The organism is Herminiimonas sp. Marseille-P9896, from assembly GCF_903993245.1.
GTDB classification, from domain to species: Bacteria; Pseudomonadota; Gammaproteobacteria; order Burkholderiales; family Burkholderiaceae_D; genus Oxalicibacterium; species Oxalicibacterium contaminans.
The window spans coordinates 174,314-192,380 of record NZ_CAJEVT010000004.1 but is presented as its reverse complement, the minus strand read 5'-3'; the positions used below and the strand labels follow the sequence as shown (position 1 = coordinate 192,380).

Below are 18,067 nucleotides of genomic sequence, written 5' to 3'. Positions count from 1 at the left end.
TTGGGCATACTATTTGCATAGTTTTAGCCATCATATCCCCTTGCGCCCCTATCCAAAATGCGAGTCGAATTGCAAAAAGTGCGATCTCTCCTTAAAATGCTGGAAATGCGTCATATTTATGTGCTTTTGCTCCTGGTCTCTTTGCCACTCCAATGGGTGTGGGCAAATTCGGTCGCTTGTCGTACCGAGGGACAGGCGACTCCGGCGTATTCCAGCACCAGCGCCAAGCCGCAAATGGCGCAAGCGCTGCACAAGCTCAGTGCTGAGCAAGTCGAAGCACTGACACACGCGAAGCAAGACACCCAACTTTCTCCCTCCATCTTTATCGACGAACCATCCATCGAAAGCGAAATGGCGCGTTGGGAATTTGAAGTAGAGGGCGAGTTCGGCTCTGCAGCGCAAATGCTCGCACCTGACTGGGGCGATGCGGCGGACAATCTGTCCTGCCGTCCACCCAGCCATAACCAAAACTCTGTCGCGCAAGTACCTGATCCGTATGAAGCGGATCTCCCCTTGCCGCTGTCTTTAGATTGCCTGGTACTGGGCGACACATTGTTTGTCGCAACTCAGCACCCACCTCTCCCGGCGCCCGTCTTCCGCGCTGACCGTCCGCCTACCCTGGCGGCGTAAACAATTCATTTTTCCGGGACGGCCCGTGGCCGTCCGCATGTCGTGCGGCTTTTCGTCCGCGGCATGTACTCGTTCTAACTAAAACCATGAAACCTATCACACTACTTATTACGTCAGTGTGGCTGGCCGGCATGTGGTCGCCTGCGATCGCCGCCCCGCCATATACACTGGATCAATTACTAGCCCTGGCCATGCAGGGCAACAAAGGCGTGCAAGCCGCGGCAGCTGGTGTCGAAGCTGCGCGTGCTGGCGTTACCACTGCCAGCGCATTTCCGAATCCCGAGGTCGAATACACCAGCGGTCGCGTCTCGGCACGCGTACCTGGCGCCGCCACCGGCAACGGACAGACCATCTCCGTCACGCAGCGTCTCGATCTGCCTAGCCAGCGCTTCCTGCGTCAGGAAGTAGCACGCAAAACAGTCAGCGCCACCATCGCCGGACAGGATGTGTACTCCGCCGAACTGGTCGCCAGGGTCAAACTTGGCTTCTACGAGACCCTGCGCCGCCAGGCCGAATTCGAAGCAGCACAGGAAGATCTGGCTGTAACCCAGCAGCTATATGACCGCGCGCAAGTCCGGGTCGATGTCGGTGAAGCACCGCGCTATGAAGCCATCCGGGTCTCCACCGAACTGTTAAACGCACAGAAAAACAGTCACAGCTCGCTGTTACGCGCCAACCAGGCCAAGTCTTCGTTGCGCCAGCACGTAGGCGACATCTTGCCGAGCACCTTTGCCATCACCGGTGCCATGGGCAATGTGCCGCACCTGGCTCCGCTTAACACTCTGCGTCAAGCCATGCTCAGCAACAATCCGGAACTGGCGCAGTACCGACTGGAACTGCAGCGCGCATCAACGGCTGTTGACTATCAGCGCTCGCTGCGTTTGCCATCGGTCGCCTTAAAAGCAGTATCAAACCGTGATCCGGAAGTACGTGACACGCAATTTGGCGTAGTCATGAGCATACCGCTGTGGGATCAGAATCGCGGCCCTATCAATGAAGCGAGCGCCAGCGCCATGCGCGTGCGTTACCTGCTGGAAGCACGCGAATTTGAACTGACCCAACAACTCGATTCCGCTTATCAACAATCGCAGATCGCGGCATCACAAGTGGAAGCACTGGAGTCCGGCATCGTACGCCAGGCCGAAAGTGCTTTACGCATAGCGGAAGCCGCTTACCGTTACGGTGAACGCGGCATCATCGATTACCTCGATGCACAACGCGCACTACGCACCGCACGCAATGACCTCATTGCGGCCCAATTTGATCTGCATGTAGCCGCCATTGAAATCGAGCGACTCTTAGCCACTTCTTCTACAGGTAACAAACCATGATGCCCCGTCTCTCTTCCAGCGCTGCACTGATCGCGCTCTGCCTCACCCTCGCAGCTTGTGGTGACAAAAGCAAACCTCAAGCCGAGGACCCGGCGAAGAAAGTTGATCCGAATGTCGTGATCGCACCTGACGCATTGCGTGAACGCGTCAAGATCGGCACCGTCGGTCTCGCACCTTTCAGCGATGTACTGCGTGTACCTGGCCTGATAGATTTTGATCGTCAACGCGTGGCTCGCATAGGTGCGCCGGTTACAGGCCGCCTCACCGACATCACCGTCAATCTGGGACAAAGTGTTAAGCCAGGCGACGTACTCGCGCGTCTGCACAGCACTGAACTCGGTAGCGCGCAACTCGCTTACCTGAAAGCGCGCGCGCAAGCTGAACTGCAACAAAACAATCAGACACGTGCACGCCAGTTGTTCGCGGCTGACGTTATCGGTAAAGCCGAGCTGCAACGACGTGAAAACGAATCAGCAGTCGCTGCTGCCGAAGCACGCGCCGCAGCTGAACAGCTCAAGGTACTCGGCATGTCATCCGCCGCCATCAAACGCATGGCAGAAAGCGGTGACATCAGTTCGTTCGCGCCGGTCACCTCCACCATGCAAGGCTCGGTAGTGGAACAGAAAGTCTCACCTGGCCAGGTGGTACAACCAGCTGACGCCCTCTTCACCGTCGCTGACCTCTCACATGTCTGGGCCATCGCGGAAGTACCGGAGCAACAAGCTGACATGGTTGCGGTCGGACAAACCGTAGACATCGAAGTCCCCGCACTGGGCAATCTCAAGATTTCCGGCAAGCTGATTTACGTTGGACAAATCGTCGATCCCGCGACACGCACCGTGCAAGTACGTACCGCCATCGACAACAAGGATGGCCGTCTGAAACCAGCCATGCTGGCGACCATGCTGATCGCAAGCCGCCCTACCGAACAACTGGTGATTCCGGCTGCTGCTGTGGTGCGCTTCGAGAACGAAGACCTGGTCTATGTTGAAATCCAGCCTGGCCACTTCCGTGCCACCAAGATAAAAATCGGACAGTCCAACAACGGCACTCTGGTAGTGGCGTCCGGACTGAAAGCGGGTGATCGCATTGCGGTAGATGGCGCGTTCCACCTCAACAATCAGCGTACCGGTATCGCACAGGAGTAATGCCATGTTAGAGAAGATAGTTCGCTCCGCCCTGGCGCAGCGGCTGATCATTGTCGTCCTGGCAGCCATCGCCCTGATAGTCGGGCTGGATGCAATGCGCAAGTTATCAGTCGACGCCTTCCCTGACGTCACCAACGTACAGGTACAAATCGCCACCGATGCAACCGGTCGTTCCCCCGAAGAGGTCGAACGTTTCGTCACGGTGCCCATTGAAATCGCCATGACCGGTTTGCCCGGCATGGAAGAGATGCGCTCCCTTAACAAACCAGGTCTCTCGTTGATCACATTGGTGTTTACAGATGCCACCGATGTGTACTTCGCGCGGCAACTGGTGATGGAACGCCTGATCGAAATCGGTGCACGCATGCCGACTGGTGTCACACCGGTGCTGGGACCAGTTTCTACCGGTCTGGGTGAGGTGTATCAATACACTCTCGATAGACCGGATGACGGCGATCGTGAACTGACACAAAAGGAATTGACCGAAAGACGTATCGTGCAGGACTGGATGGTACGACCTTTGTTGCGTTCTATCCCGCAAGTAGCCGAGATCAACTCGCAAGGTGGTTACGTCAAGCAATACCAGGTTCTGGTCAATCCAGATCGCATGAGTCACTACGGTATCTCGCTCAAGCAAGTCTATGAAGGCTTGGCGCGCAACAATGCCAACTCGGGCGGCGGTATCTTGCCACACTACGCCGAGCAATACCTGATCCGCGGCGTCGGTCTGATCGAGAATCTGGAAGATATCCGCAACATCGTCCTGAGTGAATCCAACGGCACGCCAGTCTACATCCGTGACGTCGCACAGGTCACCCTGGGTCACGATGTGCGTTACGGCGCACTGGTGAAAAATGGTGTGACTGAATCAGTCGGCGGTATCGTGATGATGATGCGCGGCGGTAACGCCAAAGAAGTAGTGTCACGCATCAAGGATCGCGTTGCCGAAATCAACAAGGCCGGTATGTTGCCGGATGGCTTGCAGATCGTGCCCTACTACGATCGCAGCGAACTGGTAGATGCAGCCTTGTGGACCGTCGCCAAGGTCTTGCTGGAAGGTGTGGCCCTGGTGGTCGTCATCCTGCTGGTCTTCCTTGGTGATATACGATCGTCGGTGATTGTGGTTGCGACGCTGATACTCACACCGCTACTGACCTTCTTCGTCATGAACCAGTTCGGCATATCAGCCAACCTGATGTCACTAGGTGGTCTGGCGGTGGCGATCGGGCTCATGGTCGACGGCTCAGTGGTGGTGGTGGAAAATGCCTTCGGACATTTGGGACGACCCAATAAGTATGGCAAGCGCAAAGTCCACATCATCCTGAAAGCCGTCACCGAAGTCGCCACACCTGTCGTGTTCGGTATCGGCATCATCATCCTGGTGTTCCTGCCGCTGATGACGCTGCAAGGCATGGAAGGAAAAATGTTTGCGCCGCTCGCATTCACCATCGCGATCGCGCTGGCCATTTCCCTGCTGTTGTCGCTGACACTGACACCAGTGTTGTCGTCTTACATGCTCAAGGGTGGCGCAGAACACGACACGCGTCTGGTTGGTTTCCTGAAGAAGCACTACCTGCGCATGCTCGACTGGGTATTGGCCAATGCCAAGAAAACCGTCATGCTTTCCGTGCTGGCGTTCGTCGCAGCAGTCGGTATGTTGCCACTGCTGGGGACCGCCTTCATTCCGGAAATGAAGGAAGGCTCACTGGTACCAGGTATCAATCGCGTGCCTAACATCTCGCTGGAAGAATCCATCGCACTGGAGAAACAGGCGATGGCTATCATCATGAAAGTGCCTGGCGTGAAGTCAGCGATTTCGGGTGTAGGTCGCGGTGAAAGCCCGGCCGATCCGCAAGCGCAGAATGAATCGACACCGATCGTCAGCCTGAAACCACAGGATGACTGGCCTGATGGCTGGACCCAGGACACCATTGCTAGCGAAATCAAAAAGCGCCTGGAAGTGATTCCTAGTGCCCAGATCATCATGGCTCAACCGATCTCGGATCGTGTGGATGAAATGGTGACGGGTGTACGTTCTGACGTTGCGGTCAAGGTATTCGGTGAAGACCTGGACCGCCTGCTGGAGAAGGCCCACCAAATTGCAAAAGTAGCGGAAACCGTCACAGGTGCACGCGACATTCGTGTCGATCGCGTCAGTGGCCAGCAATACCTGTCGATCAATATTGATAGGCAAGCGATTGCACGTTACGGCCTGAACGTCTCCGACGTGCATGATGTGATCGAAGTCGCGATCGCTGGTAAAACAGCGACTGATATCTACGAAGGCGAACGTCGCTTCTCGGCGGCCGTCCGCTTGCCACAAAGCTTCCGTGGCGATGTGCAGGCGATCAAGCAGATCATGCTGACCACACCGAACGGCGCACGCGTACCGCTGGATAGCCTGGCCAAAATCGAAGTCCGTGATGGCCCGGCACAAGTCAGCCGCGAAGGTGGTAAGCGTCGTGTCGTGGTGGCAATCAATGTGGCAGATCGTGATTTGGGTGGCTTCGTCGCAGAACTGCAGCAAGTCGTGCAAAGCAAGATTCAGCTGCCATCTGGCTACTATCTCGAATGGGGCGGTCAGTTCCAGAACATGGAACGCGCACTGGGTCACCTTGCAGTCATCGTACCGGCGACTGTAGCGGCGATTTTCTTCCTGCTGTTCCTGCTGTTTAAATCAGTACGTTACGCAACCCTCATCATCACCGTACTACCCTTCGCATCGATAGGCGGCATCATCGGCCTCTTCGTTACTGGTGAGTATCTGTCGGTACCGGCATCGGTAGGCTTCATCGCTTTGTGGGGTATTGCTGTGCTGAACGGGGTGGTGATGGTTTCCTATATCAGGAAGCTACGCACCGAAGGCCTGAGCATTGCAGACGCCGTGGTACAAGGTGCGACCATGCGTTTCCGTCCGGTCATGATGACCGCCACGGTAGCGATGCTGGGCCTGGTGCCCTTCCTGTTCGCTACCGGCCCTGGTTCGGAAGTACAGCGTCCATTGGCCGTAGTGGTAATCGGTGGCTTGATTACCTGTACCGCTCTGACCTTGCTGGTACTGCCTACCCTCTATCGCTGGTTCGATGAAGAAGAAGGCGAAGCCTGATCCGCAATCGTGAGGCAGGCGTCGCCCATCGTGGTGACGCCTGTCATTCCATACTGAACACAGGAGTCAGATTATGAAAGAAATCAAAGCTATCATCCGTCCGGTACGCCTGGACGATGTGCGCGAAGCATTGGGACAAGTAACAGGCTTTCCAGGCATGACCATCACCCAAGTGGACGGTTGCAGTTCTCCGGCACGCCATCAGCCGCAAAGTCATAAGGAAGAATTACTCGACTATTCGCCCAAAGTGCGTATCGACATCGTGATTGATGACGAGTACGCACTCGCCGTGTACGACACCATCAAGCGCGTAGCGTCTACCAAACATGTCGGCGATGGCATCGTGTGGATGAATACGATAGATAACTTCGACTACATCTGGAAACCAGAAGACTGAGCCAAAATAGAAGACAGGAAAACAAAAAAAGCCCGCATATGCGGGCTTTTTTCTATGTGATCAACCTGCACTCATCAGGCACCTACTTCGGCGCGCTGGAATTCTGCCCAGTTCACTGTTGGCGCTTTTTTCGCACCGCCATCTGTCATGGTTTCAAAGCAACGTGCTTTGGTAGTCTGGATAGCATCGATCAGGAAATCTGCATCGTAGACCTTCAGCAAATGTGATTGATGCGAGTGCATATAGTCCTTGATGCGATCTCGTTCGCACGACATGCGTTGCAGTGCATGGAATGTTTCATCATCCCAGTGCCAGCTCAAGCCGAGCTCATAGAAAGCTGCATTGTAAGCAGCAAGATGGCATTTAACTGCATCACCAATCGGGCATTGTTCGAGTGCGGAACTAATCATTGCGCTTCTCCTTCTGTATCTGCATGTCACTGCGGAACTTAGTCTGCCGACCTTTTCGCAGACTTCGAACGTATCGTAAGCGCTAAAAATGATTACGTATAGTTAAAGTATTTAATAACAATCATTAATTAATACTTATGGTTATGAGCGTGAAAATACTGCTTTCCAGGCTTTCTTGACAGCCGTCATAGGCAAATTCCGGCCAGACAGGATATGGTTACGCCTTGGCCAAATACGGCCTGGTCTGCAATCCGCAGCGCTCAGTCGCAATCATGCTCGCAGGCATACAACAGCAATATCTCGGGAATGATCGCGTCATGAAAGTCATCGTATTGGGTTCGGGCATCATAGGGACCGCTACTGCCTGGTTCCTGAACAAGGCAGGCCATGAAGTCACCGTTATCGAGCGTCAACCCGGAGCCGCCCAGGAAACCAGTTTTGCCAACGGCTGCCAGATCTCGGTCTCGCACGCGACGCCGTGGGCGAATAAAGGCGCGCCACTGACCATACTCAAGGCACTGGGAAAAGAGGACGCGCCCCTGCTTTATCGCTTCCGCGCTGAATGGCTGCAATGGAAATGGGGCATGAATTTCCTGCGCGAATGCACACCGCAACGCACAGTGCATAACATCCATCAGATCGTTGCGATCGCCGAGTACAGCCGACAAACTTTGCAGGCGGTACGCGCCGAAATCGACATCGATTACGACTGCCTGACACGCGGCATCCTGCACTTCTATACCGCACAAAAAGACTTCGACGAATCCCTGGCATCAGCCGCTGTCATGCGCGACCTGGGCTGTCCGCGCGAACCGCTGACGGTCGAGCAAGCAGTACAATTGGAGCCGGCACTGGCACACATACGCAAACAGATAGTCGGTGCAGACTTCACCGAAACCGATGAATCAGGCGACATCTATAAATTCACCACGGGCCTGGCGCGCAAGGCACAAGAGCGTGGTGTCCGCTTCCAGTTCAACACCACAGTGACACGCCTGATCACCGAAGGCACGGGCGCTGCTGCCCGCATCACCGGCGTAGAAGTCATCAATCCGGAAGGACGCCATATGACGCTGCATGCAGATGCGTTCGTAATGGCGATGGGCAGTTTCTCAGTACCTATGCTGCAACCGCTGGGTATCAATCTGATGATCTATCCGGGCAAAGGATACTCGGCGACCTATCCAATCATCAATCCCGAATTGGCACCTACAGTCTCACTCATAGATGACGGCTACAAACTGGTGTTGTCGCGCCTCGGGGATAAATTGCGTGTAGCAGGAACCTGTGAATTCAACGGTTACTCACGCGAGTTGAATGCCACCCGCTGTGATGCAATTACGCGCCGCACACGCGAACTCTTTCCGGAAGCTTGTGACTATACAAACCCGGCTTACTGGGCAGGTTTGCGTCCGTTGACGCCGTCGAATGTGCCATACATAGGCAAGACCAAATTCAGTAATTTATTCCTGAATACCGGACATGGTTCGCTTGGATGGACGATGGGCTGCGGTTCCGGACGGGCGATTGCCGACATCATTTCAGGCGTGCAGCCTGAAGTAAATTTTGCTTTTACAGGCATGCCGATGCGACATCCTATTGTCCAGACATCGCTGTCTAATCGTGCTGCTTAAACAAAGCAAAAACTAGCTAGAAAATAGCAATACTCAGGCATTTTCCGCCACTTCCAGGTCATCAAACACGATACGGTCTGCACCACTCAGCAAGAGGAAGTGTTTGCCACTGCAACGCGCGAGCAAGGACATGTGCAGCCGCTCGGCCACCATATGTCCCATCTGGGTGGCACCGGAACGGGACAGCAAAAAGGGAATGCCCATTTGCGCGCCCTTCATCACCATCTCCGAGGTCAGACGCCCGGTGGTATAAAAAATCTTGTCGGCACCGGACATACCGTCCAGCCACATCTTTCCTGCAATCGCATCGACTGCATTATGGCGCCCGACATCTTCCACAAAATGAATTAACTCACCATCCGCGGCAAACAATGCGCAGCTATGCACCGAACCGGCTTGCTTGTACACGGAACGATGCACACGTATGGTTTCTATAATTTTGTACAAGGTGCTTTGTTTCAGGCGCGCATCGGCAGGCAGGGAAATGCCATCCACCTCATCCATCAGTCCGCCGAATACTGTGCCTTCACCACTACCCGTCGTCACAGTATGCGTGGCGGTACGCTCTTCGATATTGTCTATGCCGTTGCGCGTAACCACTGCGGCCGCATCCACATCCCAATCAACCTGCACGGACAGGATGTCTTCTATGTTCTTGATAAAGCGTTGGTTACGCAAATAGCCCAGCGTCAATGCTTCCGGTGCACCGCCCAAAGTCATCAGGGTCACCAGCTCACGCTTATCGACATAGATAGTCAACGGCTGTTCCGCAGGAATGGCTATCGTGGAGGCGCGACCGCGCTCATCCATGACTTCCACCTCATGGGTCAGCTTGCGAGTGGCATTGGATAAAAGCGGACGAGCGTTCATAAAAAGTAAGCGTGATGCAACTGCATAAACAAGGTGACCAGATATGACAACTAATCACTGGCTATAGGATGAAAATCAATAGTGCACATTATCTCATCAGTCAGCGTTAGCGTATGCATAAACCCAGGCTGGCTCGCCGCAGCAGGCAGAACGCAGTGCGGGTATCATGAGCGCTTGTCATTCTGACTCCCTCCATGAACTATCTTGCCGATCACGATATCGCATGAGTACTCTCGTATTGGTCCTGGTGCTATGCGCCGCGCTATTACACGCCTCCTGGAATGCCTTATTGAAGAGCAGTGCTGACCCACTAGCCTCGCTAGCTGTCATGACCATAGGTGCAGGCCTGGGCGCCCTGCCGCTGATTATCTATCTGCCCCTGCCCTTGGCCGCCAGTTGGCCTTATATCGCCATGTCGGCCGTGCTGCATACCGGCTACAACCTGTTCCTGATACGTGCGTATCGCATCGGTGACTTCAGTCAGTCCTATCCGATCGCACGCGGCTCGTCGCCTTTGCTGGTGACACTGGGTGCGGCCCTTTTCGTAGGCGAACAGATGAGCCTGATGACCTTGCTGGGCGTGATATTGATTTCAGTCGGCATCATCAGCCTCGCCCATGTCAAAAATCGCAGCAACCTGGCCGGGCCAATCGCCGCATTCACGACCGGTGCATTTATCGCTGCCTACACGATTACCGATGGCATGGGCGCGCGCGCAGCTGGCGACGCCTTGTCCTATTGCGGCTGGCTGTTTGTCCTCGACAGCATACCGCTGCTGCTGATCTATCTTTATCGTCACCGACGCCTGCCTGTCACCATGACGACCGGGCAAGTCTGGACCGCGCTGGGCGGGGGCACCATGTCCCTGCTGGCCTACGGCATCGTGATCTGGGCCGTCACCCTCGCCCCTATGGGTACGGTCTCCGCGTTGCGCGAAACCTCAGTCTTGTTCGCGGCCTTGATAGGCTGGCTATTCCTCGGCGAGAAATTAAGCGTACGACGCATAGGGTCTTGCCTGCTGATTACCATAGGCGCCATCGTACTCGGCCTGCATCTGTAAATTTTCTGCATCGTCACAATACGCGCAGCCAAATAAAAACCGGCACTTGCTGCAAGAGCAAGTGCCGGTTTTTTGTTACGCCTACCGTAGTCGGCGTATCAGTCTTAGTTGGTTGCCAGACTATTCGTCAGATTAACCAAAGCCTGACCACCACCGTAGCTGGTTTGAACCGGAGCAGTACCACCCAGGGTAATGCGGATTGCGCAGTACTTGAACTCTGGAATCTTACCGAACGGATCCAGCGCAGCATTCGTCAGACGGTTAATCGCCGCTTCGTAGTAGCAGAACGGTACGAATACCGCGCCACGTGGCGAACCATCATCAGCACGTGCGTACAGGGAAACTTCACCGCGACGCGATTGCAGCGTGATGATGTCGCCTGGCTTGCCGCCCATAGCAGCCAGATCCAGTGGGTGGATCAGCGCGATAGGATCTGGTTCGATCGAATCCAGCACGGTCGCACGGCGGGTCATACTACCGGTATGCCAGTGTTCCAGTTGGCGACCTGTGATCAGGACCATCGGGTACTCTGGATCCGGACGCTCAGCCGCAGGAATGATATCTGCAGGGACAAAGCGTGCACGACCGGATTCACGTGGGAAGCTGTCAACGAACACAACTGGCTCACCTGGATCGCCTTCTTTTTCGCATGGATAGGTCACGGAGTCTTCACGCTCCAGACGTTCCCATGTGATACCAGCGATGCTAGGCATGGTATGGCGCATTTCGTCGAATACTTCCGACACATGCTTGTACTGCCAATCCAGACCGAGGCGATTTGCCATTTGCTGGATGATCCACAGATCCTGCTTGGCTTCACCTGGTGGGTTCAATGCCTGGCGGCCCATTTGCACAGTACGATCAGTGTTGGTGAAGGTACCTGTTTTTTCCGGGAATGCGCTTGCTGGCAAGATAACGTCGGCCAGGTAAGCGGTTTCGGTCAGGAAGATATCCTGTACGACCAGATGATCCAACGTAGCCAACGCTTCACGTGCATGGTTAGCATCCGGATCGGACATCGCAGGGTTTTCGCCCTGGACATACAAGCCGCGGATTTTGCCATCGGTGATCGCGTGCATGATCTCAACCACGGTCAGACCTGGTTCCGGATCCAGCAAGTCTTCCGACATATTCCATGCTTTAGCGAAGTTGGCACGGATCTTCGGATCGCTCACGCTTTGGTAATCCGGATACACCATAGGGATCAGACCAGCATCGGAAGCACCTTGCACGTTGTTTTGACCGCGCAATGGGTGCAGACCTGTACCTGGACGACCGATTTGACCAGTCATCAATGCCAGAGCGATCAGGCAGCGTGCATTGTCGGTACCGTGGATATGTTGCGATACGCCCATGCCCCACAGGATGATCGATGCTTTGGAAGTTGCGTACAGACGAGCAACATAACGCAGCGTTTCTGCATCGATACCGCAGATAGGCGCCATCAATTCAGGTGTGTAGCCTTCAACGTTTTTACGCAGTTCTTCGTAACCGATGGTACGGCTTTCGATAAACTCTTTGTCGACCAGACCTTCAGTCACGATGACGTTCATCATCGCGTTCAGCATAGCAACGTCGGTATCCGCCTTGAATTGCATGAAGCGGTGAGCGATACGCGACATTTCGGTACGACGTGGATCACAAACGATCAGTTTGCTGCCGTTGGTGACAGCATTTTTGATCCAGGTTGCAGCAACCGGATGGTTCACGGTCGGGTTAGCACCGATGATGATGATAACTTCTGCTTTGGTCACATCCATCACAGGGTTCGATACTGCGCCCGAACCGATACCTTCGAGCAAAGCAACAACCGACGATGCGTGGCACAAGCGTGTGCAGTGATCGACGTTGTTGCTGCCGAAACCGGTACGTACCAATTTCTGGAACAGGTAAGCTTCTTCGTTGCTGCCTTTAGCCGAACCGAAACCAGCCAGCGATTTCTTGCCGTGTGTGTCGCGGATTTTTGCGAAAGTACCGCCGGCAGCTTCCAGCGCTTCTTCCCATGTCGCTTCACGGAACACTTCCATCACACGGTCCGGATCCATGATGAAGTCACCGGTTTTCGGTGCATCAGCGCGGCGGATCAACGGTTTGGTCAGACGGTGTGGATGGTTTGCATAATCGAAACCGTAACGACCTTTAACGCACAGACGTTCACGGTTGGCAGGACCATCGCGACCTTCTACGTAGAGGATCTTGTTGTCTTTGATGTTGTAAGTCAGTTGGCAACCGACGCCGCAGTATGGGCAGACGGAGTCAACTTGCTTGTCAGGGACGTTCAATGCTACGTCACGAGCTGGCATCAGCGCGCCGGTAGGACATGCTTGTACGCACTCGCCGCAAGCTACGCATGTCGATGCACCCATAGGGTCATCCATGTCGAATACGATCTTCGCGTGATCACCACGGAATGCCAGGCCGATAACGTCGTTTTCTTGCTCATCACGGCAAGCACGTACGCAACGTGTACATTGGATACATGCGTCGAGGTTAACCGCAATCGCAGGGTGCGAGTAGTCATAGGCAACTTTTTCACGTGCTGTGAAACGTGGTTTGCCTACGCCCATTTTCTCTGCCCAGTCGTCCACTTCATTGTGGCGCGTATAGTCAGCTTCCGGCATATCGGACTGCAACAGTTCCAATACCAGTTTCTGCGATTTCACTGCACGTTCGCTTTCGGTATTTACTTTCATACCGTTGGTCGGGTTACGGCAGCAGGATGGTGCCAGTACGCGTTCGCCGTTGATTTCAACAACGCATGCGCGGCAGTTACCTGCAGTGTCCATACCTTCTTTAAAGCAGAGGTGCGGGATTTCTATGCCTTCGCGCTTGGCGACGGTCAGGATCGTGTCGGTTGCACGGCCGGTAACTTCACGACCATTCAATTCAAACGTAACTGTAGGCACTTCGAGCTGTGCCAATTCGCTTCGGGTAATTGCGTTCATTATCTTTTCACCTTAATCCGGGGCTACCTGCTTAAGCCAACTCATGCGGGAAGTACTTGACGACACAGTCGATAGGGTTAGGCGCAGCCTGACCCAAACCACAGATCGACGAATCGCGCATTACCTGCGACAAATCTTCCAGCAGACCGACATCCCACTTCGGTTTTTTGATCAAATCTGCAGCCTTCGCAGTACCGACACGGCACGGTGTGCATTGACCACATGACTCATGCTTGAAGAAGTCCATCATGTTGCGTGCTGCCTGAACCGCTGTATCTTTATCCGACAAAACGATGACCGCAGCGGAACCGATAAAGCAGCCGTATGGTTGCAAGGTATCGAAATCGAGAGGGATCGTGTTCATCGAAGCTGGCAAGATACCGCCCGATGCGCCGCCTGGAAGGTAACCGTAGAAGGTTTGACCATCCAGCATGCCGCCGCAGTATTCGTCGATCAACTCTTGAATCGAGATACCGGCAGGAGCCAGTTTGACGCCAGGATTTTTAACGCGACCGGAGACCGAGTACGAACGCAAGCCTTTGCGACCGTTACGGCCGTGCGATGTGAACCACTCACCGCCTTTTTCCAGGATGTCACGTACCCAGTACAGGGTTTCAAAGTTGTGTTCCAGCGTTGGACGGCCAAACAAACCGACTTGCGCCACATAAGGTGGACGCAGGCGTGGCATACCGCGCTTGCCTTCGATCGATTCGATCATCGCGGATTCTTCACCGCAGATGTAGGCGCCAGCACCGCGACGCAGGAAAATTTCCGGCATGTTGGCGATAGGCGGATTCGCTTTCAGTTTCTCCAGTTCCGCTTCCAGCATGGTGCGGCAACCGTGATATTCGTCACGCAGGTAGATATAGATAGTTTGGATATCAACTGCCCATGCGGCGATCAACATGCCTTCGAGGAAACGATGCGGATCTTTTTCCAGATAAACGCGATCCTTGAATGTACCTGGTTCGCCTTCATCGATGTTGACTGCCATCAGACGTGGGCCTTTTTCGCCACGTACGATGCGCCATTTGCGACCGGACGGGAAACCTGCACCACCCAGACCACGCAGGCCGGAATCTTCCATGGTTTTGATGACGGACTCAACATCGCGCTCACCAGAAACACATTTTTTCAGCAGCGCGTAGCCACCTTCACTTTGATATGCATTGAAGTCAGTAATCGTGCCTTCAGCTTGCACGATTTCTTTCTTCTCAACTGCTGTTTGTACCGCTTCGCAAGTTGCATTGATGATAGGATTTTGACCAACCACTGCAACCGGAGCTTGTTCGCAACGACCGACGCAAGGTGCTGCAATGACGCGCACTTCCTTGCCCAGAATTTTAGGCAATTTAGCCAGCAGGTCTTTCGCACCAGCCATTTCACATGACAAGCCGTCGCATACACGTACGGTCAATGCCTGCGGCGCAACGCCACCTTCTTTAACGATATCGAAGTGGTGGTAGAAACTCGCCACTTCATATACTTCGGTTTGTGCCAGACGCATTTCTTGCGCCAAAGCAGCCAGATGGCTGGAAGCCAGATGACCGAATTTATCCTGGATTTTGTGCAGATGTTCAATCAGCAGATCTGCCTGACGCGACTCATCGCCCAACAGTTCACGTACTTCAGCCAGTGCAGCAGGATCAACCCGACGACCTTTAGGCGCCTGGCGCTTGCGCTCCTTCGTATTGACTACTTCTTGCACTGCAATGGGAATGACTTTGTGGTTCATGATTGTTCCTAATCAGCTTGTAAACCCCGACAGTTATCAGGGCCATCTCATTGTGTCGCTCTTGCTTTACTACGCTTTCCTGCACTGCGAAGTCCGTCTTTCTACTTCAGACCGCTCAACTCTCGCCAACTTTATTGCTTTTATAAATTCGTTCCGACATAAAGGCATTACCCTTTTTAGCGCTTCATATGCTTATGTTTGCATAGCATTCTGCGCCTCGGACGCCATATATATGCTTTTTTTAGCATATGCAAGCACTTTTCGGACGGGCGTATCTTATCGGCGCGCCCTAGCCCCTACATTGACCGAGGTCAATTTTCCACATGATTTATAGTACATATGGCACCACCACCAGCAAAAACGATAGGAAAATCCCGCTTCTTCCTTTATTTCCACCGTAAAAGGAATCATTCTCATTTGGGAGGGCGCTTTTTTAGCCACTTTCTATATGCTAGCGCAAAAAACAGGCTCGCGCTCCACAGCAGGCTTTTATCGGCTGAAATAAACATATATTAAGTTGTCGGGTTTGCTTGCGACGTCAGCTGAACTCTCTGCACACACATCGAAAGTCGCGCCATTCCCTAACACCAATAAAAAAAGCCCCTCCCGTTAGGGAGAGGCTTTTTTGCAGCGAGGGCCTGGTTACAGGCCGCTAGCTGGTGTAATTACGAAATGACTTTTTCTGCACGCAAAGCTGCGATGTCTTCCGCACTGTAACCGAGCTGACCCAGAACTTCTTCTGTGTGCTCACCCAGCAATGGCGAACGTGTCACATCTGTAGGGCTGTCCGACAGTTTGATCGGGTTACCGACTGTCAGGTACTTGCCGCGTACTGGATGATCCACTTCAACGATGGTACCGGTTTCACGCAGCGATGGCTCTTCAGCAATTTCTTTCATCGACAAGATCGGGCCGCAAGGGATGTCGAACTTGTTGAGGATGTCCATAGCTTCGAACTTGGTCATGGTCTTGGTCCACTCTTCGACCGTTGCGAAGATGTTTTTCAAGTGTGGCAAGCGCGATGCTGGCGTTGCGTACTCTGGATCTGTCAGCCACTCTTCCTTACCGATCACTTTGCAGATCGGCGCCCATACTGCACCTTGAGCGATGAAGTAGATGTAGGCGTTAGGATCAGTTTCCCAACCTTTACATTTCAGGATAGAACCTGGTTGACCGCCACCCGATGCATTACCTGCACGTGGTACGGAGTCGCCAAATGGTACGTCCGGATATTGTGGGTACTCTTTCATGACGCCGGTGCGTTCCAGACGTTGTTGATCGCGCAGCTTGACGCGGCACAGGTTCAACACGGCATCTTGCATAGGAGCCAGAACTTTTTGACCACGGCCACTTGCGTGACGTTGCAACAACGCAGCCAGGATACCCAGCGCCAGATGCAAGCCGGTACCGCTGTCGCCGATTTGTGCACCGGTTACCATTGGTGGGCCGTCATCGAAACCGGTGGTGGAGGCCGAACCGCCTGCGCATTGCGCAACGTTTTCGTACACTTTGCAGTGTTCGTATGGGCCAGGACCAAAACCTTTAACCGATGCAACGATCATGCGTGGGTTGAGTTCGTTGATGCGTTCCCAGGTGAAGCCCATGCGATCCAGCGCGCCTGGTGCGAAGTTCTCTACCAGTACGTCACATTCCTTGATCAGTGTTTCCAGAACTGCTTTCCCTTTCGGGTTTTTGGTATCCAGAGTGATCGAACGCTTGTTGTGGTTCAACATGGTGAAGTAGAGGCTGTCTGCCTCAGGGATGTCACGCAATTGACCGCGTGTCGCATCACCTTCGCCTGCACGCTCAACCTTGATAACATCCGCGCCAAACCATGCCAGCAACTGGGTACATGTCGGGCCTGATTGCACGTGTGTGAAATCAAGAATGCGATAGCCGCTTAATGCCTTACTCATCAACTACTCCTATCTTTTGCAATAAAACGCGAGCAAGTCATGCCGACTCGCGCAGTACCTAGCCAATAAAAAATTATTTATATATCGTCAGAGTCATCGTAGCCGGGGCATACACATTCAGGATCTACCCGGATAGAGATGACTGCGGATACACGTGTTTCTGCACTGTCTCAGGGGCACGCTGTAACGCGCCTGCAGTGCATGATGGATCGAGGACTTGCTCGCCACCACTTGATAACACGCAACTTCCTTTTCCCGGATTACGTGGACGAACCGCTTGTGCCGATATCGTCACGACATCACCACCATCACCGATGTAGATAGTGTCCTTGCCGGGGAATTCATTCATTACATACGCAACACAATATGAATGTGTAGGGAGCGGTCCAGTTTGGAGCGCGCATCAACCTTTCCGTCCACCCCGCTTGTACTGCCAGCAGAGCTACCATTCATACTTTACATTTTGCTTGCAGCGCAATCCGCTAGGATAGCATCCGGACCAGTAAGCAGTCCAAACTGACAGCGCGCTTTTTCTTAGCCTACGAAAGTCACGCCCTATCCGGAATCAACATGATCTCTGACGATCCAGGCAGTTTTATGCGCGCGCAGCCTACCTTGCGTAAGGCACCTTTGAAAGTCTTTGCTATAGGCTTTTAGAGATACCCTGCCAACTCCGCATTAGCTATAGCTAATACAAGTGGCCGTATCATATCGACCTGCTCGCGCTTCCATCATTGACCCCGGTCAATTTTCACAGCATGATATTCGCCCCATCGATGCTTCTCTGCCCGACCCATTTTTTGCGGCCATTTCATCCATTGCCACACCTCATTTCCGGCATTTTTTAGTCAACTTATCAACGCGCGGCAAGACGAGATTTTTGCC

12 protein-coding genes are annotated in these 18,067 nt (G+C 53.8%); 7 read left to right on the top strand and 5 right to left on the bottom strand.

Annotated elements, in window-relative coordinates:
- The first annotated feature begins 78 nt into the window (after positions 1-78).
- From H7U06_RS15520 to H7U06_RS15500, 5 genes are all read left to right on the top strand, one after another.
- Positions 79-630 (top strand): hypothetical protein, encoded by a 552-nt coding sequence (locus H7U06_RS15520; protein ID WP_175627012.1) that lies wholly within the window; start codon positions 79-81, stop codon positions 628-630.
- Between the two features lie 86 nt (positions 631-716).
- Positions 717-1,961 (top strand): TolC family protein, encoded by a 1,245-nt coding sequence (locus tag H7U06_RS15515; RefSeq protein ID WP_175627011.1) that lies wholly within the window; start codon positions 717-719, stop codon positions 1,959-1,961.
- A complete protein-coding gene (locus H7U06_RS15510; protein WP_175627010.1) occupies positions 1,958-3,109 on the top strand; it encodes an efflux RND transporter periplasmic adaptor subunit in 1,152 nt (383 codons plus the stop codon). The genes H7U06_RS15515 and H7U06_RS15510 overlap by 4 nt, the downstream gene beginning before the upstream one ends.
- A gap of 4 nt (positions 3,110-3,113) precedes the next feature.
- Positions 3,114-6,215, top strand: a complete 3,102-nt coding sequence (locus H7U06_RS15505) for an efflux RND transporter permease subunit (RefSeq protein WP_175627009.1) — start codon at positions 3,114-3,116, stop codon at positions 6,213-6,215.
- 73 nt (positions 6,216-6,288) lie between these two features.
- Positions 6,289-6,612 (top strand): P-II family nitrogen regulator, encoded by a 324-nt coding sequence (locus H7U06_RS15500; RefSeq protein WP_175627008.1) that lies wholly within the window; start codon positions 6,289-6,291, stop codon positions 6,610-6,612.
- 74 nt (positions 6,613-6,686) lie between these two features.
- Here H7U06_RS15500 and H7U06_RS15495 read toward each other — a convergent pair whose 3' ends face one another.
- The gene (locus tag H7U06_RS15495; RefSeq protein WP_175627007.1) at positions 6,687-7,022 is read right to left on the bottom strand and encodes a hypothetical protein; all 336 of its coding nucleotides are present in this window, start codon (positions 7,020-7,022) and stop codon (positions 6,687-6,689) included.
- 317 nt (positions 7,023-7,339) lie between these two features.
- Here H7U06_RS15495 and H7U06_RS15490 point away from each other — a divergent pair, with 317 nt between their 5' ends.
- A complete protein-coding gene (locus tag H7U06_RS15490) occupies positions 7,340-8,656 on the top strand; it encodes a D-amino acid dehydrogenase (RefSeq protein ID WP_175627115.1) in 1,317 nt (438 codons plus the stop codon).
- Between the two features lie 33 nt (positions 8,657-8,689).
- Here H7U06_RS15490 and H7U06_RS15485 read toward each other — a convergent pair whose 3' ends face one another.
- Complete coding sequence (locus H7U06_RS15485) at positions 8,690-9,526, bottom strand: formate dehydrogenase accessory sulfurtransferase FdhD (RefSeq protein WP_175627006.1); 837 nt, start codon at positions 9,524-9,526, stop codon at positions 8,690-8,692.
- 223 nt (positions 9,527-9,749) lie between these two features.
- Between H7U06_RS15485 and H7U06_RS15480 the strand changes: the two genes are divergently transcribed.
- Positions 9,750-10,586, top strand: a complete 837-nt coding sequence (locus H7U06_RS15480; protein WP_175627005.1) for a DMT family transporter — start codon at positions 9,750-9,752, stop codon at positions 10,584-10,586.
- Positions 10,587-10,690: 104 nt separating this feature from the next.
- Here the strand turns inward: H7U06_RS15480 and fdhF are convergent, their stop codons facing one another.
- The 3 genes from fdhF to frc form a co-directional block, all read right to left on the bottom strand.
- On the bottom strand, positions 10,691-13,531 hold the full coding sequence (gene fdhF, locus H7U06_RS15475; protein ID WP_175627004.1) for a formate dehydrogenase subunit alpha: 2,841 nt from the start codon (positions 13,529-13,531) through the stop codon (positions 10,691-10,693).
- Positions 13,532-13,562: 31 nt separating this feature from the next.
- Positions 13,563-15,266: an NADH-ubiquinone oxidoreductase-F iron-sulfur binding region domain-containing protein gene (locus H7U06_RS15470; protein WP_175627003.1), complete on the bottom strand. Its 1,704-nt coding sequence runs from the start codon at positions 15,264-15,266 to the stop codon at positions 13,563-13,565.
- Positions 15,267-15,931: 665 nt separating this feature from the next.
- On the bottom strand, positions 15,932-17,182 hold the full coding sequence (gene frc / locus H7U06_RS15465) for a formyl-CoA transferase (protein ID WP_175627002.1): 1,251 nt from the start codon (positions 17,180-17,182) through the stop codon (positions 15,932-15,934).
- Positions 17,183-18,067: the final 885 nt, after the last annotated feature.